General features: G+C 72.5%; 28 protein-coding genes and 1 pseudogene. 18 read left to right on the forward strand and 11 right to left on the reverse strand.

What is annotated here, in order from left to right; all coding sequences use genetic code 11:
* The 3 genes and pseudogenes from ACFVDP_RS11060 to ACFVDP_RS11070 all read right to left on the reverse strand — a co-directional run.
* On the reverse strand, positions 1-714 hold the full coding sequence (locus ACFVDP_RS11060; protein ID WP_383487321.1) for a hypothetical protein: 714 nt from the start codon (positions 712-714) through the stop codon (positions 1-3).
* Positions 711-866, reverse strand: coding sequence for a DUF397 domain-containing protein (locus ACFVDP_RS11065; RefSeq protein WP_383487324.1), 156 nt, complete (start codon positions 864-866; stop codon positions 711-713). The genes ACFVDP_RS11060 and ACFVDP_RS11065 overlap by 4 nt, the downstream gene beginning before the upstream one ends.
* A gap of 88 nt (positions 867-954) precedes the next feature.
* Positions 955-1126, reverse strand: a pseudogene (locus tag ACFVDP_RS11070) (transcriptional regulator); the annotation flags it as partial.
* An 83-nt stretch (positions 1127-1209) separates the two neighbouring features.
* Between ACFVDP_RS11070 and ACFVDP_RS11075 the strand changes: the two are divergent.
* Both ACFVDP_RS11075 and ACFVDP_RS11080 read left to right on the forward strand, forming a co-directional pair.
* The gene (locus ACFVDP_RS11075) at positions 1210-1365 is read left to right on the forward strand and encodes a hypothetical protein (RefSeq protein WP_383486721.1); all 156 of its coding nucleotides are present in this window, start codon (positions 1210-1212) and stop codon (positions 1363-1365) included.
* 24 nt (positions 1366-1389) lie between these two features.
* Positions 1390-1761 carry a holo-ACP synthase gene (locus ACFVDP_RS11080; protein WP_383486723.1) on the forward strand — a complete coding sequence of 124 codons (372 nt, stop codon included), beginning with the start codon at positions 1390-1392 and terminating at the stop codon, positions 1759-1761.
* A 509-nt stretch (positions 1762-2270) separates the two neighbouring features.
* On the opposite strand, the gene ACFVDP_RS11085 is transcribed toward ACFVDP_RS11080, so the two are convergent.
* The 3 genes from ACFVDP_RS11085 to ACFVDP_RS11095 are packed head-to-tail and all read right to left on the reverse strand — an operon-like array spanning position 2271 to position 5138.
* The gene (locus tag ACFVDP_RS11085) at positions 2271-3707 is read right to left on the reverse strand and encodes an NAD(P)H-hydrate dehydratase (RefSeq protein WP_383486726.1); all 1437 of its coding nucleotides are present in this window, start codon (positions 3705-3707) and stop codon (positions 2271-2273) included.
* Between the two features lies 1 nt (position 3708).
* Positions 3709-4563: an alpha/beta fold hydrolase gene (locus ACFVDP_RS11090; protein ID WP_383486729.1), complete on the reverse strand. Its 855-nt coding sequence runs from the start codon at positions 4561-4563 to the stop codon at positions 3709-3711.
* Positions 4560-5138, reverse strand: coding sequence for a TetR/AcrR family transcriptional regulator (locus ACFVDP_RS11095; protein WP_383487327.1), 579 nt, complete (start codon positions 5136-5138; stop codon positions 4560-4562). Before ACFVDP_RS11095 ends, ACFVDP_RS11090 begins: the two co-directional genes overlap by 4 nt.
* A gap of 161 nt (positions 5139-5299) precedes the next feature.
* Between ACFVDP_RS11095 and ACFVDP_RS11100 the strand changes: the two genes are divergently transcribed.
* From ACFVDP_RS11100 to ACFVDP_RS11120, 5 genes are all read left to right on the forward strand, one after another.
* Entirely contained in the window at positions 5300-6226 is a 927-nt protein-coding gene (locus tag ACFVDP_RS11100; protein WP_383486732.1) for a L,D-transpeptidase family protein, read from the forward strand.
* Positions 6227-6304: 78 nt separating this feature from the next.
* The gene (gene alr, locus ACFVDP_RS11105; RefSeq protein ID WP_383486735.1) at positions 6305-7516 is read left to right on the forward strand and encodes an alanine racemase; all 1212 of its coding nucleotides are present in this window, start codon (positions 6305-6307) and stop codon (positions 7514-7516) included.
* Between the two features lie 82 nt (positions 7517-7598).
* Complete coding sequence (locus tag ACFVDP_RS11110; protein ID WP_383486738.1) at positions 7599-8852, forward strand: alpha/beta fold hydrolase; 1254 nt, start codon at positions 7599-7601, stop codon at positions 8850-8852.
* Complete coding sequence (gene tsaE, locus ACFVDP_RS11115) at positions 8815-9378, forward strand: tRNA (adenosine(37)-N6)-threonylcarbamoyltransferase complex ATPase subunit type 1 TsaE (protein ID WP_383486741.1); 564 nt, start codon at positions 8815-8817, stop codon at positions 9376-9378. Before ACFVDP_RS11110 ends, tsaE begins: the two co-directional genes overlap by 38 nt.
* Positions 9379-9512: 134 nt before the next feature.
* The gene (locus ACFVDP_RS11120) at positions 9513-9707 is read left to right on the forward strand and encodes a hypothetical protein (RefSeq protein ID WP_383486744.1); all 195 of its coding nucleotides are present in this window, start codon (positions 9513-9515) and stop codon (positions 9705-9707) included.
* 5 nt (positions 9708-9712) lie between these two features.
* On the opposite strand, the gene ACFVDP_RS11125 is transcribed toward ACFVDP_RS11120, so the two are convergent.
* Complete coding sequence (locus ACFVDP_RS11125) at positions 9713-10270, reverse strand: hypothetical protein (protein ID WP_383486747.1); 558 nt, start codon at positions 10268-10270, stop codon at positions 9713-9715.
* A 119-nt stretch (positions 10271-10389) separates the two neighbouring features.
* On the opposite strand from ACFVDP_RS11125, the gene tsaB reads away from it, so the two are divergent.
* The 7 genes from tsaB to ACFVDP_RS11160 all read left to right on the forward strand — a co-directional run bounded on the left by tsaB (position 10390) and on the right by ACFVDP_RS11160 (position 16001).
* Positions 10390-11043 (forward strand): tRNA (adenosine(37)-N6)-threonylcarbamoyltransferase complex dimerization subunit type 1 TsaB, encoded by a 654-nt coding sequence (gene tsaB, locus ACFVDP_RS11130; protein ID WP_383486750.1) that lies wholly within the window; start codon positions 10390-10392, stop codon positions 11041-11043.
* 26 nt (positions 11044-11069) lie between these two features.
* Complete coding sequence (gene rimI, locus ACFVDP_RS11135) at positions 11070-11549, forward strand: ribosomal protein S18-alanine N-acetyltransferase (RefSeq protein ID WP_383487329.1); 480 nt, start codon at positions 11070-11072, stop codon at positions 11547-11549.
* Positions 11542-12657: a tRNA (adenosine(37)-N6)-threonylcarbamoyltransferase complex transferase subunit TsaD gene (gene tsaD / locus ACFVDP_RS11140; RefSeq protein WP_383486753.1), complete on the forward strand. Its 1116-nt coding sequence runs from the start codon at positions 11542-11544 to the stop codon at positions 12655-12657. The genes rimI and tsaD overlap by 8 nt, the downstream gene beginning before the upstream one ends.
* Positions 12654-12908 (forward strand): hypothetical protein, encoded by a 255-nt coding sequence (locus tag ACFVDP_RS11145; protein WP_383486755.1) that lies wholly within the window; start codon positions 12654-12656, stop codon positions 12906-12908. Before tsaD ends, ACFVDP_RS11145 begins: the two co-directional genes overlap by 4 nt.
* Positions 12909-13069: 161 nt before the next feature.
* Positions 13070-14074: an LCP family protein gene (locus ACFVDP_RS11150; RefSeq protein ID WP_383487332.1), complete on the forward strand. Its 1005-nt coding sequence runs from the start codon at positions 13070-13072 to the stop codon at positions 14072-14074.
* 162 nt (positions 14075-14236) lie between these two features.
* The gene (locus tag ACFVDP_RS11155) at positions 14237-14593 is read left to right on the forward strand and encodes a YciI family protein (protein ID WP_383486758.1); all 357 of its coding nucleotides are present in this window, start codon (positions 14237-14239) and stop codon (positions 14591-14593) included.
* Positions 14594-14789: 196 nt separating this feature from the next.
* Positions 14790-16001, forward strand: coding sequence for an RNA polymerase sigma factor (locus ACFVDP_RS11160; RefSeq protein WP_383487335.1), 1212 nt, complete (start codon positions 14790-14792; stop codon positions 15999-16001).
* A 31-nt stretch (positions 16002-16032) separates the two neighbouring features.
* Here the strand turns inward: ACFVDP_RS11160 and ACFVDP_RS11165 are convergent, their stop codons facing one another.
* The gene (locus ACFVDP_RS11165) at positions 16033-17220 is read right to left on the reverse strand and encodes a methyltransferase domain-containing protein (protein ID WP_383487338.1); all 1188 of its coding nucleotides are present in this window, start codon (positions 17218-17220) and stop codon (positions 16033-16035) included.
* A gap of 82 nt (positions 17221-17302) precedes the next feature.
* Here ACFVDP_RS11165 and ACFVDP_RS11170 point away from each other — a divergent pair, with 82 nt between their 5' ends.
* Both ACFVDP_RS11170 and ACFVDP_RS11175 read left to right on the forward strand, forming a co-directional pair.
* Positions 17303-18235 carry a polysaccharide deacetylase family protein gene (locus tag ACFVDP_RS11170; RefSeq protein WP_383486760.1) on the forward strand — a complete coding sequence of 311 codons (933 nt, stop codon included), beginning with the start codon at positions 17303-17305 and terminating at the stop codon, positions 18233-18235.
* Entirely contained in the window at positions 18232-19098 is an 867-nt protein-coding gene (locus tag ACFVDP_RS11175) for a polysaccharide deacetylase family protein (RefSeq protein ID WP_383486763.1), read from the forward strand. The genes ACFVDP_RS11170 and ACFVDP_RS11175 overlap by 4 nt, the downstream gene beginning before the upstream one ends.
* 42 nt (positions 19099-19140) lie before the next feature.
* Here the strand turns inward: ACFVDP_RS11175 and ACFVDP_RS11180 are convergent, their stop codons facing one another.
* On the reverse strand, positions 19141-19470 hold the full coding sequence (locus ACFVDP_RS11180) for a hypothetical protein (RefSeq protein WP_383486766.1): 330 nt from the start codon (positions 19468-19470) through the stop codon (positions 19141-19143).
* 373 nt (positions 19471-19843) lie between these two features.
* Between ACFVDP_RS11180 and groES the strand changes: the two genes are divergently transcribed.
* Both groES and groL read left to right on the forward strand, forming a co-directional pair.
* Positions 19844-20152, forward strand: a complete 309-nt coding sequence (gene groES / locus ACFVDP_RS11185; RefSeq protein ID WP_017239619.1) for a co-chaperone GroES — start codon at positions 19844-19846, stop codon at positions 20150-20152.
* 155 nt (positions 20153-20307) lie between these two features.
* Positions 20308-21930: a chaperonin GroEL gene (gene groL / locus ACFVDP_RS11190; protein WP_383486769.1), complete on the forward strand. Its 1623-nt coding sequence runs from the start codon at positions 20308-20310 to the stop codon at positions 21928-21930.
* Between the two features lie 306 nt (positions 21931-22236).
* On the opposite strand, the gene ACFVDP_RS11195 is transcribed toward groL, so the two are convergent.
* A complete protein-coding gene (locus ACFVDP_RS11195) occupies positions 22237-23010 on the reverse strand; it encodes an SDR family NAD(P)-dependent oxidoreductase (RefSeq protein ID WP_383486772.1) in 774 nt (257 codons plus the stop codon).
* A 48-nt stretch (positions 23011-23058) separates the two neighbouring features.
* Complete coding sequence (locus ACFVDP_RS11200; RefSeq protein ID WP_383486775.1) at positions 23059-23727, reverse strand: MOSC domain-containing protein; 669 nt, start codon at positions 23725-23727, stop codon at positions 23059-23061.
* Positions 23728-23736 lie beyond the last annotated feature (9 nt).

A 23736-nucleotide genomic window follows, 5' to 3' on the forward strand; every position in this document is an offset into this window, starting at 1 on the left:
TCAGTCCTGATGTTCGGGGCACCGGCAGTCGGGTGCACCGGAGAGGTAGGCGAGCCAGGTGTGCCGGGTGATCGCCGGTGTGCCCGGGTGGTCGAGGGCCCACAGGACGTAGCCGGCGTGGGTCCTGGCCCAGGGCTCGTCGGAGTCGGCGGCGCGGGCGAGCCCGGCGCGCAGGTCCGGGCCGTCGACGGCGCGCGCGACCCGGATGTACTCGCGGTCCTTGCAGCGGTAGGCCCGGCGGACGGCCAGCTCGACGAGCTCGGTGAGCTTGGCCCGGACCGGCTCGGTGTGGCCGGGGACGGCGAGGCGGCGGATGAGGACCTCCTTCGTCCCCCAGGCCTTGGCGCGCTCCGTCCACTCCTGCGGGTGGCGCGCCTCCCACTCCAGGAAGACGAGGGCGTACGGCAGTCCGGGCCAGGTGGTGATGTCGGGCAGCGGCCACGTGCTCCACAAGCCGCCGGGGAGGCTGTGCCTCTGGGCGTCCTTGTGGGCGCCCATGGCCTTTCGGAGGCTGGTGTTCCGGTACTGCTTCTCGGGCCCGAGCCGGCGCGTCCGGTACCACCACTTGTTGACCTGGTCCAGGGCGGCTTGGGTGGCGGCCCGCGCCTCCGAGAGGCGGTCGAGCGCGGCGGTGCGCTCTGCGGGGTCCCGCGCGATGAGGCCGTACGTCCAGCCGAGGCGGGCGTGCCATGCCTCTGGGGAGTCGTCGGTCACCGGGTGGCTTTGAGGGCGGCGACGAAGGTGGTGAAGGCGGGGGTGGGGAAGGTGAGGGTGCCTTGGGTGGGGTGGTCGGAGATTTCGACGCAGTCGTTGCCCTCGCCGCCGCCGGAGCAGGACGACTTCCTCCACTGGGTCGGGGTGGTCATGCTGCCCTCGCAGTTCCTTGGCCAACTGGTGGATGAGGTCACGTGATTGCTCCTGGGGGAGCGACGCTTCCCTCACCCTACGGAAGAGCGTTCGAAAGTGCTCCAGTTGGGCCTCGGAGTCCAGGTAGGCAGTGCCGTGCGGGGCATCGCGCGCCACGGTGTCGAGACGGGGGACCGTTCCGCCCAGGTGCACCAGGGTGCTTCCGGCGCCTGACCCGGACCGTGACGTGGTCGGCCTCGGACATCTCCAGGATGCGCACCAGTTGGGCTCGGGATGCGGCGCGGCCCGACGCCCGTCGCTGAAGGCTTTCGCGAAGAAGGCCGGATCGAGGATCGCGCCGAGATGACGCTGCGCATTCTCGAATGGCGCGGTGTCCTGGTCCCGGAGCATGTCCGCGAGCGCGTCCTCGCCTGCACCGACGGCGACCGGCTCACCGTCTGGGCCCAGCGGGCCGTTCACGCCACCGACGCCGCGGACCTCTTCATGGACGCCGGCTGATCCCCCGACCGTAAGGTGCTCGGCATGAGCATCATCGGGGTCGGGATCGACGTGGCCGAGATCGAGCGGTTCGCGGCGGCGCTGGAGCGTACGCCGGGGATGGCTGCGCGGCTGTTCACGGAAGGGGAGCTGCTGCTGCCCAGCGGTGAGCGGCGCGGGGTCGCCTCGCTCGCTGCCCGGTTCGCTGCCAAGGAGGCGGCGGCCAAGGCGTTGGGGGCGCCTCGGGGGCTGCGGTGGGGGGATGCCGAGGTGTTCGTCGAGGAGAGTGGGCAGCCGCGGCTTCGGGTGAGCGGGACCGTGGCTGCGCGGGCTGCCGAGCTGGGGGTGCGGTCGTTTCATGTGTCGCTGAGCCATGACGCCGGGGTGGCGTCCGCCGTGGTGGTGGCCGAGGGGTGACGCCGGGTGCGGGCCGGTGGCCGCTTCTCGCGCAGTTCCCCGCGCCCCTGAAGTGAGCTGCGCTCGCCCTCGTTTTCGGGTGCGGCTTTCGTCGTGGCTGGTCGCGCAGTTCCCCGCGCCCCTGGAGATGCGCACTTCGTGCGCTGTCTCCATCAGGGGTGCGCCGTCTGCCTCGGGTGGAGGCGCGGCCCCTGCCTCGGGTGGAGGCGCGCGGAGCGCAGCCTCAAGGGGAGGCGGCGCGAAGCGCCTGCCTCAGGGGCGCGGGGAACGGCGCGAGAAGCGGCCACCGGCCTGCCGATGACGAACTACCCAGGGGCGCGGGGAACGGCGCGAGAAGCGGCCACCGGCCTGCCGATGACGAACTACCCAGGGGCGCGGGGAACTGCGCGAGAAGCGGCCACCGGCCTGCCGATGACGAACTACCCAGGGGCGCGGGGAACTGCGCGAGAAGCGGCCACCGGCCCGCAGGCGAGCGGGCAACCCAGGGGCGCGGGGAACTGCGCACCCGGCTAAGCGCCCCGTACGTCCCGCCAAGCCACCCGCACCGCGTCCGCCACATCCTGCGCCGACACCGGCGCCCCGTTCGCCGCGAAGCGGGCCGCCAGGCCGTGGAGGTAGGCGCCCGACGAGGCCGCGTCGAGCGGGTGCAGGCCCGTTGCCAGGAGGGAGCCGGTCAGGCCCGAGAGGACGTCGCCGCTGCCTGCCGTGGCGAGCCAGGGGGTGCCGGTCGGGTTCACGCGGGCCGGGGACGTGGCGTCCGGGGACGCGATCAGGGTCGTCGAGCCCTTGAGGAGGACCGTCGCGGAGTAGTGGTCCGCCAACGCCCGTACCGAGGCCAGGCGTTGGCCCTCCACCTCGTCGCGGGCCACGCCCAGGAGCGCCGCCGCCTCACCGGCGTGCGGGGTGAGCACGGTGGGGGCCGTGCGGGCGCGGACGGCGCGCACGTCCGCGAGGCGCAGCCCGTCCGCGTCGATCAGGACCGGTACGTCGGAGTCCAGGACGTCAAGGAGACCGGCGGTGTCGTCGCCCAGGCCGGGGCCGATCACCCAGGACTGGACGCGGCCCGCCTTCGCGGGCGGGCCCGCGGACACCAGCGTCTCGGGGAACCGGGCGAGGACCGCGTCGGCCGCCGGGCCCACATAGCGCACCGCGCCCGCCCCGCCGTGCAGCGCGCCCGCCACCGCCAGGACCGCCGCCCCCGGATAGCGCGCCGAACCCGCGACCACGCCGACCACACCGCGCCGGTACTTGTCGCTCTCGCCGGTCGGCTCGGGCAGCAGCGCCGCCACATCCGCGTGCTGCAGCGACTCAAGGGCGGCCTTCTCGTACGGGGGTTCGAGGCCGATGTCCACCAGGCGGAGCACGCCCGCGTACTCGCGCGCCGGGTCGACCAGCAGGCCCGGCTTGTACGCGCCGAACGTGACGGTCGCCGTCGCCCGGACCGCGTCGCCGTGCACCTCGCCGGTGTCCGCGTCCACGCCGCTCGGCAGGTCCACCGCCACCACGAGTCCTCGGGCGGCCTCGGCAAGGCGTGCCGCGCGGGGGCGCAGCCCGCCCTTGCCGCCGATGCCGACGATCCCGTCCAGGACCAGGTCCGCCCGGGACACCGTGTCCTCGGCCGTGACCGACTCCGCGTCCGTCGCTCTGCCGCCCGCCGCGCGCAGCGCCGCCAGACCGCCCGTGTGCGCCCGGTCGGGGGACAGCAGCAGGGCCGTGACGCTCGCGCCGCGGCGGGCCAGCCGGGCGCCGGCGTACAGCGCGTCGCCGCCGTTGTCGCCGGAGCCGACCAGCAGGGCCACCCGGGATCCGTACACCTTGCCGAGCAGATCCGCACAGGCCACGGCCAGGCCGGCGGCGGCGCGCTGCATCAGGGCACCGTCCGGCAGGCGCGCCATCAGTGCGCGTTCGGCGGACCGGACCGTTTCCACGTCATAGGCAGTGCGCATGTCACCGAGTGTCCCCCAGGAGGAGGGCGCGCAGCAGATCGGCGGTCCCGGCAGGGTGGGTGGACCAGCCATTGTGGGCGCCGGGGAAGGACGCCGGCTCCAGGCCCAGGCGGTCGGCCATCAGTGCTGCCGGGCGGCAGGGGAGGTGCGGGCGGGTCGCCTCGCCGGCCGCGAGCGTCAGGCGGTGCCGTACGGCCGCGAGGGCGTCGAGATCAGGGACGTACGCGGCGAAGCTGCGGTACTCGTACTCCAAGGCCAGCGGCGCGTTCGCCGTCAGGCGGACCATCATCTCCCGGGTGCGGGGCGGGAGTTCGGGGCGCGTCATCCACGTGGCCGGTTTCATCGCACCGCCGATCCCGCGCAGGAAGCGCTCGCCCGCCGCCTGGAGGCCCTCCGTCACGAACAGTTCGTGCACCTCGTCGAAGAACGCCAGCTGCTCCGCCGCGTCGGGGAGCACGGACCACGACGGCGGCTCGTGCGCGACCACCCGGCGGACGCGGCCGGGGTGGCGGGCGAGGAGGTCGAGGGCGACGATCGCGCCGCTCGACGCCCCGGCCACGTACGCCGGTTCGCCGGGGGACACGGCGTCCAGCAGACGGCGCGCGTCGTCCGCGTGGACCGGCACCCGCTGCTCGGTGTGCGGGCCGTCCAGGGTGCTGCGCGAGTAGCCGCGCGGGTCGTGCGTGAGCACCGTGAAGGTGTCCGCCAGCGCGTCGGCCACCGGGTCCAGGACCGCCGCGTCACCGCCCGCGCCGGGCAGCAGGAGCAGTACGGGGTCGCTGCCGCTGCCGCGGATCTCGTGATGAAGGGTCGCGCCCGGGACGCGCAGCGTGCGCTCTGTCGTCGGGTACTTCACCTTCCCTCCTCCTCGGGCCAGTTGGAGAGCGCCACATGCAGGGCCTCCAGCGCGGTGGCCCAGGACCGCTCCACGTCCCGGCTGTGCCGGAAGCCGCCCGCCAGCTCCAGGGCGACGAAACCGTGGAAGGTGCTGCGCAGCAGGCGGACGGCGTCGGTCAGCGCCGGTTCCGTCAGGCCGTAGCCCTGGAGCAGGGCGTAGGGGCCGGTGAGATTGCGGCGCAGGCCCGGGTGGTCGTCGAGCGCCGACGGGCCGAGCTCCAGCTGCGTCGCCGCGTACCGGCCGGGGTGCTCCCGGGCGAAGGCGCGGTAGGCGTGCGCGAAGGCGAGCAGCGCGTCGCGCCCGGCGCGGCCCGCCAGCGAGTCCGAGATCCGGTCCGCGAGGTCGAGCCCCGAGAGGACCGCGACCCGGGTGCTCAGGTCGGAGAGATTGCGGACGTGCGCGTACAGGCTCGCGTCCTTCACGCCGAAGCCGCGGGCGAGCGCCGCGATGGTGATGTTCTCGAAGCCGACCGTGTCGGCGAGATCGGCGGCCGCGGCCACCACCCGCTCGCTGGTCAGGCCCGCTCTGGCCATCATGTTTCTACGACCCCTTTCCGTCTTCCCGAGGCGCTACCTAGGACCCCTAGGTTTTTGCTTACGATACGTAGGTACGAGTAGGCCGATCAACCGCTTTTCGGGTTCCGTGCCGCGCGGCTGACCGGGAAGCGGCGCGGTGCCGGGTTTCTCTCATGCCCATGACCAGCACCCCCGTGCGCGGCGGACTCGCCGCGCTGCTCGCCCTCGCCGTGGCCCTGCCCGCGGCCCCGGCCCTCGCGGACCCCGGACCGCCTGTGCCCGCCCCGCCCTCCGAAGCCGGGCTCGTCCCCGGTGTCCGGCTCGCCCCGCACCGCACCTGGCCCCAGGACACCCCCGACCAGTCGCTGCCCCCGCACGTCTACACGCCCAGCGCGGAGGAGGACGCGATGGAGCCGCCGCTCGCGCCGCCCGGGGCCGACGCGCTCATCGAGTACGTGCCGCCCGGCGACGCGGTGTCCCCGGTGGGGTCCGGCGGTGCGCCCGGCCCGCTCGCGGCGGCCGCCTGCACCAAGAAGACCGGCCCCTACCAGCGTCAGGTCGAACGCTGGCTGAAGCGCAAGGCCGACGGACGCCAGTCGCCCGCCGACTGCCGGGCCATCCGCGCCTTCCAGACCAAGCAGGGCATCCGCCCGAACGCCGGTTTCGCCGGGCCCGTCACCTGGGGCCGGATGCGCGCCATCAGCGCCCGCAAGAACCCCAACGCGGCGAAGAAGTGCCCCACGCGCGCGTACCGGCTCGCCTGCGTCGACCTGCCGCGCCAGCTGATGTGGGTCAGCAAGGGCAAGAAGATCGTCTACGGGCCGGTCCCGATCCGCAGCGGACGCGCGGGCAACCGCACCCGCACCGGCTGGCACAAGGTCTACTGGCGGCACAAGAACCACTGGTCGTCGCTGTACAACAGCCCGATGCCGTACAGCCAGTTCTTCAGTGGCGGCCAGGCGTTCCACGGCATCTACGGCAACGTGTACAGCCCGCCCGGCTCGCGCGGGTGCGTCAATCTGCGGGTCTCCGACGCCAAGCGACTGTGGGGCGTGCTCAAGGGCGGCGACCGGGTCTACGTATGGGGGCGCAAGCCCGGCACCTGACGGGTGCGAGCCCGGCGCCTGACCCGAAGCCCGGCTCTCCGGGGAGTTGTCGCACCCCTCTGAGAGACTGGGCGCACCATGAACGAGAACGTGACTGCCCCGCTTCGCGCCCGCGCCGAGATCGACCTGGCCGCGCTCAAGGCCAATGTGCGGTCCCTGCGCGCGCACGCGCCGGGGGCCGCGTTCATGGCCGTCGTGAAGGCCGACGCGTACGGGCACGGGATGCTCCCGGTGGCCCGCGCCGCGAAGGAGGCCGGTGCCGAGTGGATCGGCACCGCCACCCCCGAAGAGGCCCTGGCCCTGCGCGCGGCCGGGATCGGCGGCCGGATCATGTGCTGGCTGTGGGTGCCCGGCGGGCCCTGGCGCGCGGGCATCGAGGCCGACCTCGACATGTCGGTGGGCGGCCTGTGGGCGCTGCGCGAAGTGACCGCCGCCGCGCGGGAGCTGGGCCGCACCGCGCGCGTCCAGCTCAAGGCCGACACCGGCCTCGGCCGGGGCGGCTGTCTGCGCGCGGACTGGCCGGAGCTGGTGCGCGAGGCGCTCGCCGCGCAGGCCGCGGGCCTGATCACCGTCACCGGTCTGTGGTCGCACTTCGCGTGCGCCGACGAGCCGGGACACCCTTCCATCGCGGCGCAGTTGACCGAGTTCCGCGAGATGGTCGGATACGCGGAGGGCGAGGGCGTCACCCCCGAGGTGCGGCACATCGCGAACTCGCCGGGCACGCTCACCCTCCCCGAGACCCACTTCGACCTGGTCCGGCCGGGCATCGCCATGTACGGGATCTCGCCCAGCCCCGCGCTCGGCACCCCGGAGGACTTCGGGCTGCGCCCGGTGATGACCCTGAAGGCGTCGCTCGCGCTCGTGAAGCACGCGCCGGGTGGACTCGGCGTCAGTTACGGGCATCACTACGTCACACCGGGCCCCACGACCCTGGGCCTGGTGCCGCTCGGCTACGCGGACGGCATCCCGCGGCACGCCTCGGGCACCGGTCCCGTCCTGATCGGCGGCAAGCGGCGCACGGTCGCGGGCCGGGTCGCGATGGACCAGTTCGTCGTCGACCTCGGCGGGGACGAGCCGGCCGCGGGCGACGAGGCGGTGCTGTTCGGCCCCGGCGACGCGGGGGAGCCGACCGCCGAGGACTGGGCGGCGGCGTCGGGCACCATCGCGTACGAGATCGTCACGCGGATCGGTTCCCGCGTCCCGCGCGTCTACGTAGACAGAGCTGACAGGGCGGACGGGACGGCCGGGGCATCGGCCGCGGAGCCGGCCGACCGGGTCCGCGCCGTGTGAGGCGCGAACCGGCCGGGAAACCCGGTAAGCACTGCGGACACGGCACAGCGGAGCAGCGGCGCGCACAGCGAGGGAGCGGCACGTGAGCGAGACCAGCGCACAGGCCACGGCGGCCGTCACCGAGGCTGCCGCGGCGGCCTCGGGGAGCTGGCGGCGGGCCGGTCTCGCGGGCGCCGCGGTGGGGGTGGTCGCCGCGGGCGCCGCCGCCGGAGTCGCCGTGGAGCGGCTCACCGTGGGGCGCGGGATGCGCAGGAAGGCACGGCTCGCGCTGGACGCGTCGGGGCCCTACGGCTCGCTGCGCGGCCTGCCCGGCAAGGCGTACGCGGCGGACGGCACGGAGCTGTACTACGAGGTCGACGAGGTGGAGCCGGACCCCGCGGCCGCCGCCACGGCCACCGGCACCCGCAGACGGCGCCTGTTCGGCCGCAAGGCGCCCGCGCCGGTCACCGTCGTCTTCAGCCACGGCTACTGCCTGAACCAGGACTCCTGGCACTTCCAGCGCGCGGCCCTGCGCGGTGTGGTGCGGTGCGTGTACTGGGACCAGCGCAGCCACGGCCGCTCCGGGCGCGGGGTGGAGCAGACGGAGAGCGGCCTGCCGGTCTCCATCGACACCCTCGGCGGCGACCTCAGGGCCGTGATCGACGCGGCGGCGCCCGAGGGCCCGCTCGTCCTCGTCGGCCACTCCATGGGCGGCATGACCGTGATGGCGCTCGCCGACCAGTGCCCGGACCTCGTCCGTGACCGGGTCGTGGGCGCCGCCCTCGTGGGGACGTCGTCGGGGCGGCTCGGTGAGGTGAACTACGGGCTTCCGGTGGCCGGGGTGAACGTGGTGCGGCGGGTCCTGCCCGGCGTCCTGAAGGCCCTCGGGCAGCGTGCCGACCTCGTCGAGCGGGGGCGCAGAGCGACGGCCGACCTCTTCGCCGGGATCATCAAGCGGTACTCGTTCGCGACCCGGGACGTCGATCCGGCGATCGCCCGGTTCGCCGAGCGGATGATCGAGGGCACGCCGATCGACGTGGTCGCCGAGTTCTATCCGGCGTTCCAGGAGCACGACAAGACGGCCGCGCTGAGCCGCTTCGCCGGGCTGCCCGTCCTGGTCCTCGCGGGCGAGGGGGACCTGGTGACGCCGAGCGGGCACAGCGAGGCGATCGCGGAGCTGCTGCCCGACGCCGAGTTCGTGCTCGTGCCGGACGCCGGGCACCTGGTGATGCTGGAGCACCCGGAGGCCGTGACCGACCGGCTGGCCGATCTGCTGGCCCGTACGGGAGCGGTACCGGCAGCGGCTACCGTGGGGATTTATGGAGACACCGGCAGCACCGCTCGACCCGGCGGCTGAACCCACCACCCCCGAAACCCCTGCCTCTTCCGGCACGCCTGTTTCTACGGTCACGATCACGGTCAACTCTCCCGATGCCATGGGGGAGCTGGGCCTCGCGCTGGCCAAACGGCTGCGCCCGGGCGACCTCGTGATGCTCACCGGTGAGCTGGGCGCCGGCAAGACGACCCTGACCCGCGGCCTCGGCGCCGGCCTGGACGTGCGCGGTGCGGTGACCTCGCCGACGTTCGTGATCGCCCGCGTCCACCCGCCGCTCGGCGCGGGCCCGGCGCTGGTGCACGTCGACGCCTACCGGCTCGGCGGCGGGCTCGACGAGATGGAGGACCTGGACCTCGACGTCTCGCTCCCGGACTCCGTGGTCGTCGTCGAGTGGGGCGACGGCAAGGTCGAGGAGCTCTCCGACGACCGGCTGCACGTGCTCATCGACCGGGCCACCGGCGACACCACCGACGAGGTGCGTGTGGTGACGCTGAACGGCATCGGGGCGCGCTGGACCGAGGCGGACCTGGCGTCGCTGGCGGGCTGACCGCCTCTTTCCCGTACATCCCGACAGGGCGTCGGCAACATGTTGCGCGACGCCCCTTCGGCGTGTTCACATGGAAGCCGGTCTTGGTTAGGTCTACCTAACCACGATTGCTCAGGCGGCCCCGGGAGGCGTCCATGTCGGCATCGGAACGTGAGGCGGAGACCCGCGCGGCACCGCTGCCGCCGCGTGCGGGGCGGGACGTGGTGCGCGGGGTGTCGATGGCGGACCTGCTGGCCTCGTGCGCGGCGGCACGGCTGGTGTCGACGCCGCCGGACCGGGCGGGCGCGACGCCGGTCCCCGCCGAGGAATCCCGCCGGGGCGTGCGGTAGATCCGCTACGGAACCACGACGACGAGCCGCCCGAACGTGGCGAACTCCCACATCGCGTTGCCGTCGGCCCGCGACTCGCGGATGCCGCCGGTCTGCTTCGACGGATCGGGCTCGGGCGTGGAGCCGTCGACCGCGGCGCTGAACCCGATCACCACCCCGCTCGCGCTCGCGAACCGCACCACGTGCTCGACCGGCGTCCCGTCCGTGCCCGGGATGGCCCCGGAGCGCGAGTTCACCGTGTACTTGCCGGGCGCCGGGTCGACCGTGCCGGGCGTCACCTCGTAGGTGCGCTGCACCTTGCCGTTGCCGCCCACCAGCCAGACGCGCTTCGCGTCCAGCGCGTAGACGACCCGCTCGCCCTTGCCGGACTGCGCGGGCAGCGCCTTCGGGTCCGCCTTCTTCTTCGGCGATGCCGAAGCCGACGACGAGGACGAGGAGGAGGCGGAGGGCGACTTGCCGAGATCGGCCGGTGCGCTGGCCGAGGCCTGGTAGGCGAGGAAGCCGACCACGGCGAGCGCGCCCGCGGTCAGCGCGGTCACGAATCCGGTGCTGCTCCGTGCCACCAGGTGCCTGCCTCTCGGTGTTCGACTTCTCCGGGTGACGGTAGCAGCCGGGGGCGGGCCCTCCCCTGGTTGTCGGCGGTCCGGACGTGTCCGCTCTTGTGTGGTCGTAGGCTGTTCGCGTGCTGTTGCTCGCTGTGGATACCGCCACCCCCGCCGTCACCGTCGCCCTGCACGACGGCTCCTCCGTCGTCGCGGAGTCGAGCCAGGTGGACGCCCGCAGACACGGGGAGCTGCTGCTGCCCGCCGTCGACCGGGTGTTCCAGGAGGCCGGGCTGAAGCTCGACGCCGTCACCGGGATCGTCGTGGGCGTCGGCCCGGGACCGTACACCGGACTGCGGGTCGGCCTGATGACCGCCGACACCTTCGGGCTCGCGCTCGACGTCCCCGTGCACGGCCTGTGCACGCTGGACGGACTCGCGTTCGAGGCTCAGGTGGAAGGGCCCTTCGTGGTCGCCACCGACGCCCGGCGCAAGGAGGTGTACTGGGCGCGCTACGACGACCCGCGCACCCGCACCACCGAAGCCGCCGTCGACCGGCCCGCCGACATCGCCGAGCAGGTCGCGGGGCTGCCCGCCGTCGGCGCGGGCGCGCTGCTCTACCCCGAGGTGTTCCCGGACGCGCACGGCCCCGAGCACGTCAGCGCCGCCGCGCTCGCCGCCCTGGCCGCCGAGAAGCTGGCCGCCGGCGAGGAACTGCTCGAACCGCGGCCGCTGTACCTGCGCAGGCCCGACGCCCAGGTCCCCAAGAACTACAAGGTGGTCACCCCCCAGTGACCACTGTGGACGTCGACATCCGCGAGATGCGCTGGTGGGACATCGACCCGGTGCTGGCCCTGGAGAAGGACCTCTTCCCGGCCGACGCCTGGTCGCGCGGCATGTTCTGGTCCGAGCTCTCGCACGCGCGCGGGGTGGGGTCGACGCGGCGGTACGTCGTCGCGTACGACGGGGACCGGCTGCTCGGCTACGGCGGGCTCGCCGCCGCCCAGGACCTGGCCGACGTCCAGACCATCGCCGTCGCCCGCGACCAGTGGGGCAGCGGGCTCGGCGCCCGGCTGCTCACCGAACTGCTGCGGCACGCCACCGCCTTCGAGGTCGCCGAGGTGATGCTCGAAGTGCGCGTCGACAACACCCGGGCGCAGAAGCTCTACGAGCGCTTCGGCTTCGAGCCGATCGGCTTCCGCCGCGGCTACTACCAGCCGGGCAATGTGGACGCCCTCGTGATGCGCCTGACCACCAACACCGCAAGTGACTCACTGAGCGAAGAGAAGAACCATGGCTGACGAACCGCTCGTCCTCGGCATCGAGACCTCCTGCGACGAGACCGGCGTCGGCATCGTCCGCGGCACCACCCTGCTCGCCGACGCCGTCGCCTCCAGCGTCGACGAGCACGCCCGCTTCGGCGGCGTCGTCCCCGAGGTCGCCTCCCGCGCGCACCTGGAGGCGATGGTCCCGACGATCCAGCGCGCCCTGAAGGACGCGGGGGTGACCGCCAAGGACCTCGACGGCATCTCCGTGACGGCCGGACCCGGTCTCGCGGGCGCCCTGCTGGTCGGCGTGAGCGCCGCGAAGGCGTACGCGTACGCGCTCGGCAAGCCGCTCTACGGCGTCAACCACCTCGCCTCGCACATCTGCGTCGACCAGCTGGAGCACGGGAAGCTGCCCGAGCCGACGATGGCGCTGCTGGTCTCCGGCGGCCACTCGTCGCTGCTGCTGTCCAGCGACATCACCTCCGACGTACGGCCGCTGGGCGCGACCATCGACGACGCGGCGGGCGAGGCCTTCGACAAGATCGCCCGGGTGCTCAACCTCGGCTTCCCCGGCGGCCCGGTCATCGACCGGTACGCCAAGGAGGGCGACCCCACCGCCATCGCGTTCCCGCGCGGACTGACCGGCCCGCGCGACGCCGCGTACGACTTCTCCTTCTCCGGCCTCAAGACCTCCGTGGCCCGCTGGATCGAGGCCAAGCGGGCCGCCGGTGAGGACGTGCCGGTGCGGGACGTGTCGGCGTCCTTCCAGGAGGCGGTCGTCGACGTGCTGACCCGCAAGGCGGTGCGCGCCTGCAAGGACGAGGGCGTCGACCACCTCATGATCGGCGGCGGTGTCGCGGCCAACTCGCGGCTGCGCGCCCTCGCCCAGGAGCGCTGCGAGCGGGCCGGGATCCGGCTGCGGGTGCCGCGCCCCAAGCTCTGCACGGACAACGGCGCGATGGTCGCCGCGCTGGGCGCCGAGATGGTGGCCAGGAACCGGGCGGCCTCCTCGTGGGACCTGTCCGCCGACTCGTCGCTGCCGGTGACCGAGACACACGTTCCGGGGCACGACCACGACCACGGTCACCACCACGGCCACGATCACGTGCACGAGGTCAGCAAGGAGAACCTCTACTCGTGAGCGTCGCCCTGATGTGGGAGGCCCGGGCGGTCGCCGGACGCGGCGACGAACTGCTCGCCTGGGCCAAGGCGCAGACCCTGTCCCTTGAGGGCGGGCCGCTGCGCCGCGAGACGCTGCGCGCGCCGCAGGACCGGGTCCTCGTCATCACCTGGTGGGACGCGGCCTACGACGCCGAACTGCCCGAACTGCCCGAACCGGACGGCGACCTGGTGACCCGGGCGGTGCACCGCTGGCGGTTCGAGACCGCCTGAGGCACGTCCCCACCCGCGGAGCGATAAGGGCCGTTTCGCGGTGGTGTGTATCCGAGATTTTCTGAGATTTTCCGAAGAGTCGGGGCGAGAGGTTTACCGTTGTAATAATTCGGACTTACGTTCCCTGAGTGACAGAGAAGAAACGGTTCCGTGGGCGTGCGGTGAAGGTCGCCGGTGTGGTGCTCGGCTGCGCCCTCGTGCTCGGTGGCGGTGGCGCCGGCTGGGTGTACTGGCACCTGGACCACAACATCCACAGCGTCGACATCGACAGCGCGCTCGGCGACAACCGCCCGGCCCGCGCCGACGCGCCGGGCCCGTCCCCCTCGCCGTCGGCCTCCGCGCCGCAGGAACCGGTCGAGAAGGGCGTGCTGAACATCCTCGTTCTCGGCTCCGACTCGCGCTCCGGCAAGGAGAACAAGAAGCTCGGCGGCGGTGACAGCGGTGGTGCGCGCTCCGACACCGCGATGGTCCTGCACCTGAACGCCGACCGGACCGAGGCGACGGTCGTCAGCATCCCGCGCGACACCCTCGTGCAGCGCCCCTCCTGCCCGACGGAGTCCGGCGGCACGACCGCGGTCGCGTACAACGTCATGTTCAACAGCGCCTACTCGCTGGGCGGTCCGGTCTGCGCGGTGAAGACCGTCGAGACCCTCACCGGGGTGCGCATGGACCACTACCTGGAGGTCGACTTCGCGGGCTTCGCGAAGCTCATCGACGCGCTCGGCGGTGTCGACATCACCACCGACGAGGACATCGACGACGACCTCAGCCAGCTCCACCTGGACGCCGGCCTCCACCACCTCGACGGCAAGACCGCCCTCGCCTTCGCCCGTACCCGGCACGGCGTCGGCGACGGCAGCGACCTGGGCCGCATCAAGCTCCAGCAGCAGCTGGTGAAGGCGCTGGCGGAGCAGGTCTCGGGCTCCGGGCTGCTCACCAGCCCGACCCGCCTCTACAAGATCGCCGACGCGGCGACCGGCTCCCTCACCACGGACACCGGCCTCGACTCGCTGACCAAGCTGTCGGGCCTGGCGCGCAGTCTCCAGGACCTGTCCGGCGACTCCGTGAAGACGGTGATGATGCCCGTGGTGCAGGCGCCGTCCGACCATAACCGGGTGGTGGCCGACGAACCGGAGGCCGAGGAGCTCTGGGAGTCGCTGCGCTAGGACTTCCGACACCCGGACTTCCGACATCCGCCCTACGGCTCGGCGCTCCGGTCAAAAACTTCTGGAGAAAATTCCGCGGGTGTGTCGATCCGGGCCCGGCCCGTTCGACGCAAGGGTGAAGGGGCCGGGAAGGACCGGCCCCGCCGAACCCGAGGAGTCGTCATGCCGCGCTTCATCTCCCTCATCCACATCGACGAGACCACCGCGCCCGCCGAGGGCCCGAGCGCCGAGCTGGGGCAGCGCATGGGCGAACTGCTGGAGGAGATCACCAAGGCGGGCGTCATGCTCGACACGGCCGGTCTGCTGCCGCAGGCCCAGGGCAAGCGGGTGCACTGGGAGGGCGGGCGCACGTCCGTCACCGACGGCCCGTTCACCGAGTCCAAGGAGGTCGTCGGCGGCTACGCCCTGATGCAGTGCAAGGACATGGCCGAGGCGGTCGAGTGGGCCAAGCGGTTCGTCCAGGTCCACGAGGAGTTCTGGACCGTCACCTGTGAGGTCCGGCAGATCGACGCGGGCTGATCCCGCTTGGCCCGGGGCGCCGCCGGGTGTCTGATGGTGGCCCGTGACAGAGCGACACGACAGTACGCGGCGGGCCGGCGGGACCGGTGACGGGACCGGGACTTCCGGCAGGGGCTCCGGCGGGTCCGGTGGCGGGGAGTCCGACGGGACCCCCGCCCCGCCCGCCGTCGCCGCGAGCGTCGAGACCGTCTTCCGGATGGAGGCGCCGCGGATCATCGCCGCCGTCACCCGGGTCGTGCGGGACGTCGGGATCGCCGAGGAACTGGCGCAGGACGCGCTGGTCGCCGCGCTGGAGAGCTGGCCGCGGACCGGGGTCCCCGACAGTCCGGGGGCCTGGCTGACCGTCGCCGCCCGGCGGCGGGCCGTCGATCTGGTGCGGCGCCGGGAGAGCTACGCGCGCAAGCTGGAGGAGGTCGGGCGGGGGACCGCGTTCGCCTACGAACAGGAGGCGGCCCCGGACCCCGAGGACATCGACGACGATCTGCTGCGGCTCGTCTTCATGAGCTGTCACCCGGTGCTGTCCCCCGAGGCCCGCGCCGCGCTCACCCTGCGCCTCCTCGGCGGCCTGACCACCGCCGAGATCGCCCGCGCCGTGCTCGTCCCCGAAGCGACCGTCGCCCAGCGCGTCGTGCGTGCCAAACGCACCCTCGCCACCCGCGACGTCGCCTTCGAAGTGCCCTACGGGCCGGACCGGGAGGCCCGCCTCGGCTCGGTCCTCGAAGTCATCTACCTCATCTTCAACGAGGGGTACGCGGCCACGGCGGGCGACGACTACCTCCGCCCGGGGCTGTGCGAGGACGCCCTGCGGCTCGCCCGCGTCCTGCAGTCGCTGATGCCGAAGGAGCCCGAGGTGCACGGTCTGGCCGCGCTGCTCGAACTCCAGTCCTCGCGCGCGGCCGCCCGCACCACGCCCGACGGCGCGCCCGTCCTGCTGAAGGACCAGCACCGCTCACGCTGGAACCAGCTGCTGATCCGCCGCGGGTTCACCGCCCTGGCCCGCGCGGAGGCCACCCTGCCGGGGGACGGTCCCGGGCCGTACGTCCTCCAGGCCGCCATCGCCGCCTGTCACGCCCAGGCGCACACGTACGAGGAGACCGACTGGCCGCGCATCGCCACCCTGTACGGCCTGCTCGCCGCGCGCGCTCCGTCGCCGGTGGTCGAGTTGAACCGGGCCGTGGCCGTGTCCATGGCCGACGGGCCCGCCGCGGGGCTCGTGATCGTGGACGCGCTGGTCGGTGAACCCGCCCTGCGGGACTATCACTTGCTGCCGAGCGTTCGCGGGGATCTGCTGGAGCGGCTGGGGCGCGTTGTGGAGGCTCGGGAGGAGTTCGTGAGGGCCGCCGCGCTTGCGCGCAATGAGCGGGAGCGGGAGTTTCTGCTCGGCAGAACAAGCCCCTCCGGCGATTGAGGAGCGGGGTCCGGGGCGGAGCCCCATGACCTCAGCGAGCGCTCTGCCCCACCAGCATGGTCGGTGCCCCCGCCACTCGCGTCAGGAACACCGTCGCCGACGCCTTCCCGTAGGGCTTCGGCATGACCTTGCGGCGCAGTTCCTCCGGTTCCACGGCCGAGCCGCGCTTCTTCACGGTGAGGACGCCGACCCCGCGCTCGCGCAGCAGCACCTTCAACTTCTTGACGCTGAAGGGGAGTTGGTCGGTGATCTCGTACGGCGCCGCGTACGGCGTCGGCCGCAGCTCGTCCGCCGTGACGTACGCGATGGTCTCGTCGAGCAGGCCACCGCCGACCTGCTCGGCCACCTCGGCGACCAGATGCGCCCGGATGACGGCGCCGTCGGGCTCGTACAAGTACCGTCCCACCGGGCGTACTTCGGGGTCGGGCAGCCCGCGCCCGGTCAGCGCCCGCGGGCCCGGCAGCAGAGTGGCCCGCATCCTGCCGGGCTCGGTGCCGAACCAGAGCACGGCCTCCTTCACATCGCCCCCGTCCGAGATCCACTCGGCGTCGGCCTCGCCCGGGATCGCCTCGTGCGGGATGCCGGGGGCGATCTTCAGCGCGGCGCGGGGCGCCTTCAGTGCGGCGGCCACGGCCCAGGACAGGGGCGGGGAGTAGGCCTCGGGGTCGAAGATGCGGCCCCGGCCGCCCCGGCGGGCAGGATCGACGAACACCGCGTCGTACGCCGATGTGTCCACCTCCGTGACATCCGCCTCGCGCACCTCGATCAGCTCGCCGAGCCCCAGCGCCTCGGTGTTGGCCCGGGCGACGGTGCAGGTCAGCGGGGAGCGGTCGACGGCGAGGACGGAGATGCCCGCGCGGGCCAGGGCGATCGCGTCGCCGCCGATGCCGCAGCACAGATCGGCGACGGACCGTACGCCCAGCTCCTTGAAGGACTCCGCGCGGTGCGTGGCCACGCTCGTGCGGGTCGCCTGCTCGACGCCGTTCGCCGTGAAGTACATCCGGGCCGCGTCGCGCGCCCCGAACTTCGCCACCGCCCGCTGCCGCAGCCGGGCCTGGGCGAGCGCGGCCGACACGAGGTCGGCCGGGTGCTCGCGGCGCAGCCGGGTGGCGAGCGCGAGCTCTTGGGCCGGGTCGTGGTCGCGCAGGGCGTCGAGCAGGGCCTGTCCGGCGGGGGTCAGGAGGGCGGCGAGGGAGGCGGGGTCGTTCACCCGGTCCATTGTGGGCCAGTCGGTGGATGGTGCGCGCACGGCGGCGGTGTCGGCCCCTGATCAGGGCGTTGAGCTGCAAAGATCCGGCGCCATGCAACTAGTACGACAAAATGAGAAAAGCGGCAGGAGGCGGACGTTGCGACGGGTCTCGGTCGCCGTCCTCGCCGCCTGTGCCCTCGCCTCCGGCTGCGCCTCGGGCGACGGCGACGCCACGACCGTGCGTCCCGCCCCCGGCCAGCAGCCGCTCAAGGCCCCGCCGGCCCGCGCCCTCGACTCGTACGCCACCAGGCTCAAGGCCGAACGCGCCCGCATCGTCGCGGCGGCCAAGCACTGGGGCCTGGCGAAGCCGCCGCTGACCGCGCCCGCGCCACCCGCGCACAAGCCGCACATCGCGCCGCGCAAGGGCTTCGAGGTCGACGACCAGAAGGAACTCGGGCTGCCCCCGGTCTTCACCACGATCCCCACGAAGAAGAAGATCGTCTTCCTCACGATCGACGACGGCGCCGAGAAGGACCCGGCGTTCGTACGGATGATGAGCGAGCTGAAGATCCCGTACACCGCCTTCCTCAGCGACTACCTCGCCAAGGAGGACTACGGGTACTTCAAGACGATGCAGAAGGCCGGGGTGGGCCTGAACAACCACACGCTCCACCACCCCTACCTGCCGGGCCTGTCCTATGCGGGACAGAAGCGCGAGATCTGCGGCATGCAGGACGTCATCGAGAAGCACTACGGCAAGCGTCCCGCCCTCTTCCGCCCGCCCTACGGCAACTACAACCAGGACACCTTGAAGGCCGCCAAGTCCTGCGGGGTCAAGTACGCGCCCATCTGGAACGCGGAGGTCTTCGTGGACCGAATGGACTACCGCGAGTGGGACCGCGACATCCATCCGGGCGACATCATCCTCACGCATTTCCGGGGTCGCGAGGACTGGAAGGGCACGATGCCCGACATGATCCGTACGTTCATGAAGTACGTCACCGACAAGGGGTACGCGGTGGCGCGCCTGGAGGACTACCTGTGACAACTCATGGGGTGGGGAGCGGTGTTCGGCGGCCGGGGGTGCGGGCGGCGATCGTCTGTGCCCTGGCCGCCGTGCTGCTCACCGGGTGCGCGCAGTCCGTCGACCCGATCGAGCGGATGGGCAGGAAGGCGGCGCAGAAGGTGCGCAGGCCCGAGCCGCCCCCGGCGGCGGCCGGAGCGCCCGCCCCGGACGTCCACCGCCGCTGGGGCCTGGCCGCCCCGCTGGCCCCGGCCCCGCGGCCGCACCGGGCGCTCGCGGCCCGCGCCCCCGGCCGGGTGCCGCCGGTCATCGACCACGTACCCACCCGCGACAAGGTCGTCTTCCTGACCTTCGACGACGGCGCCGAGCGGGATCCCCGGTTCGTCGACATGGTCCGTGAGCTGCGGCTGCCGATCTCGATGTTCCTCGCGGACTCCGCCGCGGGCGCCGGGTACGACCACTTCGGCCGACTGCGGCGGCTGGGCGCGCAGGTGGAGAACCACACCCTGACCCACCGTTTCCTGCCCGGCCGCGGCTACGTCGACCAGCACGCCGAGATCTGCGGCCAGCAGACCCGCCTGAAGTCCCGCTTCGGCGCGGCCCCGCGGCTGTTCCGCCCGCCCTACGGCAACTACGACGCGGACACCCTGCGCGCGGCCGGCGACTGCGGCATCGACGCGATCGTCCTGTGGCGCGCCTCGATGCAGATCAACGACCTCCGCTACGCCGACGGGGACCGCCTGCGCCCCGGCGACATCATCCTGGCCCACTTCCGTGGCCCCGCCGAGCTGAAGGGCACGACCCTGACGGAGATGACCTCGCGGATGCTGCGGCGTGTCCAGGAGCAGGGGTTCACGGTGGCCCGGCTGGAGGACTACGTCTGAGCCCGCTGCCGACGGGCCACGTCTGAACCCGGTGCCGACGGTCTAGGCCCGAATCCGCTGCCAGGCGGCGGCCGCCAGGGTCGCCGCCCACACGGCGCCGAACAGCTGGACCGACGCGGCCCACGGGCGCCGCAGCCACAGGAACGTGGCCCCGAAGACGAGCGCCGCCCCTGCGCCGCCGCCCCACAGCCACACCTCGGTCCAGTCCGGCGCGGGCGGCGGGCTGCCGGGCTTCACCGACCCCGTGTCCGCGCCTCCGAGCCCCTGCAGCGCCAGGCTGAACACCACGAGAACCGTGTAGGCGGCCTCCAGGAGCAGGACAAGGGCGACCAGACACCCACCCGCGAACCAGTCGTCGTCCGGCCGTTCCACGACACGCCCCCTCCGGCGACCGGGTCCGGGAGTGCGGTTCTCGCCGGTCGTGCCAGGACTCTCGTACGGAACCGGCGGCTCCACCCGTACGTTCTCCGTACGTTCCCCGACCGAGACCGATCCGTGGCCCGCCGGAGGCGGCCGGAAGCCGTCGGCGGGGGGCCGGGAGACGGGTGGAAACGGCGCCGCGCGGAGAGCGCGATTAGCAGTCCGCTTGACCGAGTGCTAATCGCGGTCATAGTCTCGCTTCTGGCACTCCCCGTAGGAGAGTGCCAACAGCGACGGGCAGGTCCGGCACCCGCGACGACGGATCCACCTGGTCGCCACCTCAGACAGTTAACCCCGTGAGATCTCCGAAGGGGGAGGTCGGATCGTGACGACCACCAGCTCCAAGGTTGCCATCAAGCCGCTCGAGGACCGCATTGTGGTCCAGCCGCTCGACGCCGAGCAGACCACCGCCTCTGGCCTGGTCATTCCGGACACCGCGAAGGAGAAGCCCCAGGAGGGCGTCGTCCTCGCCGTGGGCCCGGGCCGCTTCGAGAACGGCGAGCGTCTTCCGCTCGACGTGAAGACCGGCGACATCGTGCTGTACAGCAAGTACGGCGGCACCGAAGTCAAGTACAACGGCGAGGAGTACCTCGTCCTCTCGGCCCGCGACGTGCTCGCGATCGTCGAGAAGTAGTCCGCTTCCGGATTACCGGCTTCACCGAAGCGACATAGCTTCAGCTTTCGATCTGCGCCCCTGGCACCCGCGATTCACATCAGCCGGGGTCGGGGGCGCGGTTCGTTTTCACACCAAGCTTCACCCTAGTTTTCCGAGAGGGCTGAAACGCTCCCATGGCGAAGATCCTGAAGTTCGACGAGGACGCCCGTCGCGCCCTTGAGCGCGGCGTCAACAAGCTTGCCGACACGGTGAAGGTGACGATCGGCCCCCGCGGCCGCAACGTCGTCATCGACAAGAAGTTCGGCGCCCCCACCATCACCAACGACGGTGTCACGATCGCCCGTGAGGTCGAGATCGAGGACCCGTACGAGAACCTCGGCGCGCAGCTGGTGAAGGAGGTGGCGACCAAGACCAACGACATCGCGGGTGACGGCACCACCACCGCCACCGTGCTCGCCCAGGCCCTGGTCCGCGAGGGCCTGCGCAACGTCGCCGCGGGTGCCTCCCCGGCCGCCCTGAAGAAGGGCATCGACGCCGCCGTCAAGGCCGTCTCCGAGGACCTGCTCGCCACGGCGCGCCCGATCGACGACAAGGCCGACATCGCGGCCGTCGCCGGTCTGTCCGCCCAGGACAGCCAGGTCGGCGAGCTCATCGCCGAGGCGATGGACAAGGTCGGCAAGGACGGTGTCATCACCGTCGAGGAGTCCAACACCTTCGGCCTGGAGCTCGACTTCACCGAGGGCATGGCCTTCGACAAGGGTTACCTGTCCCCGTACTTCGTCACCGACCAGGAGCGTATGGAGGCCGTCCTCGACGACCCGTACATCCTGATCCACCAGGGCAAGATCGGGTCCATCCAGGACCTGCTCCCGCTCCTGGAGAAGGTCATCCAGGCCGGCGGCTCCAAGCCCCTCCTCATCATCGCCGAGGACGTCGAGGGCGAGGCCCTGTCGACCCTGGTCGTGAACAAGATCCGCGGCACGTTCAACGCCGTCGCGGTCAAGGCCCCCGGCTTCGGTGACCGCCGCAAGGCGATGCTCCAGGACATGGCCACCCTCACCGGTGCCACCGTCATCGCCGAAGAGGTCGGCCTCAAGCTCGACCAGGCCGGCCTGGACGTGCTCGGCTCCGCGCGCCGCGTGACCATCACCAAGGACGACACCACGATCGTCGACGGTGGCGGCAACAAGGGCGACGTCGACGGCCGCGTCAACCAGATCAAGGCCGAGATCGAGAACACGGACTCCGACTGGGACCGTGAGAAGCTCCAGGAGCGCCTCGCGAAGCTCGCCGGCGGCGTCTGCGTGATCAAGGTCGGTGCCGCGACCGAGGTCGAGCTCAAGGAGAAGAAGCACCGTCTGGAGGACGCCATCTCCGCGACCCGCGCCGCGGTCGAGGAGGGCATCGTCTCCGGTGGTGGCTCCGCTCTGGTGCACGCCTCCAAGGTCCTGGAGGGCTCCCTCGGCAAGGAGGGCGACGAGGCCACCGGCGTCTCCGTCGTCCGCAACGCCGTCGTCGAGCCGCTCCGCTGGATCGGTGAGAACGCCGGCCAGGAGGGCTACGTCATCGTCTCCAAGGTCAAGGAGCTCGAGAAGGGCAGCGGCTACAACGCCGCGACCGGCGAGTACGGCGACCTGGTCAAGGCCGGTGTCATCGACCCGGTCAAGGTGACGCGCTCCGCGCTGGAGAACGCCGCCTCGATCGCCTCCCTGCTCCTGACGACCGAGACCCTCGTCGTCGAGAAGCCGGCCGAGGACGAGGCCGACGCCGGCCACGGCCACGGTCACTCGCACTGACCCGCACTCCTCGTGAGGCCCGTCTCCCCATCACCGGGGAGGCGGGCCTCGCCCCTTTTCGGGTTGTCGGTCGTGCGCGGGCCGGTGGCCTCTTCTCGCGCAGTTCCCCGCGCCCCTGAGATGCGCACTTCGTGCGCCATCTCATCAGAGGCGCGCCGCTCCCCTTCAGGAGAGGCGGCGCGTAGCGCCTGCCTCAGGGGCGCGGGGAACTGCGCGAGAAGCCCCACCGGCCCGCAGACGAAGGACGACCCAGGGGCGCGGGGAACTGCGCGACCAGCCCCCACCGGGGCCGCGGACGAACGGGATCTACTGCGGGCCGTACTTGCGGCCCGTCCGCGATGTGACCCCGCCCAGCAAAGAACGCGGGGTCACCTTCACCACGCCCATCAGGGCCTTGTACCGCGGATCCGGGATCGACAGGGACTTGCCGCGGGACAGATCGGTCAGCGCCGCCGCCACCAGCTTGTCGGCGTCGAGCCACATCCAGTTCGGGATGTTGTCGGTGCCCATCCCGGCCCGCTCATGGAACTCGGTGCGCACGAACCCGGGGCACAGAGCCATCAGCCGCACCCCGGTCCCCGCCAGATCCTTCGCCGCGCCCTGCGTGAACTGCACGACCCACGCCTTCGACGCCCCGTACGTGCCACGCGGCACGAACGCGGCGACCGACGCCACGTTGACCACACCGCCGCGCCCGCGCTCCCGCATCGCCGAGGCCGCCGCCGACGTCAGCCGCAGCACCGCCTCGCAGTGCACCTTCAGCATGGTCAGCTCGTCGGCCATGGAGACTTCCAGGTAGCGGCCCTTGTTGCCGAACCCCGCGTTGTTGACGAGCAGGTCGACCGCGGCCTTGCGGTCCTTCAGCCGCTCCTCGACCGCCGCGATGCCCTCGTCCGTGGCGAGGTCGGCGGTCAGCACCTCGGCCTCGATGCCGTGCCGGTCGTGCAGCTCCGTCGCCTGGTCCTGAAGCCGCTCGGTGTCCCGCGCGACCAGGACCAGGTTGTGCCCGTCGGAAGCCAGGCGCCGGGCGAACGCGGCGCCGATGCCCGCGGTGGATCCGGTGATCAGTGCCGTAGTCATGGCCCCAGGTTAGTGACGGCCCGGGGGTGCCGGTGATCATGGGCCCGGTCAGGAGCCGTACTTCGCCACGTACTCCCGCGCCGCTCTCAGCTCCTCCGGATGCAGCGCCTCGCCGGCCGCCAGCATGCTCGGCAGCAGCGCCCGCTCCGTGGTCACCGCGCGGAACGCGAGCTGGACCGTCACCTCGTGGTCCGGACGGTGCACGACCTCGATCGGGTCCCCGGCCCGGATCTCGCCCGGCTCGATCACCCGCAGATACGCGCCCGCCGCGCCCTCCTGCGTGAACCGCTTGACCCAGCCCTTCTCGCCGAGATGTCCCTGGAAGGTCCGGCACGGGATCCGGCTCGATGTCACCTCCAGGACCACCTCGGGACCGATCCGCCAGCGCTCGCCGATCAGCGCGCCCGTGATGTCGAGGCCCTCGGTCGTGAGGTTCTCGCCGAAGCCGCCGCTGGGGATCGGCCGGCCCAGCGTCCGCTCCCAGTCGTCCAGGTCCTCACGCGCGTACGCGTACACCGCCTGGTCGTCACCGCCGTGGTGGCGTCTGTCGCACACCGCGTCCCCGGCGAGACCGCTGCCGCCGGTGCCCTTCGGTCCGGGCGCGGCCACCCGCACGGGCCCCTCGACCGGCTGCTTGTCGATGCCGGTCACGCCCTCGGCCTGGTCGGTGTACTCGACGGCCTTGCGGTGCCCGAGATTGAGAGACAGAAGCTTCATACCGGCCAA

The sequence above is a fragment of the Streptomyces sp. NPDC057694 genome (assembly GCF_042799415.1).
Classification (GTDB): Bacteria; Actinomycetota; Actinomycetes; order Streptomycetales; family Streptomycetaceae; genus Streptomyces.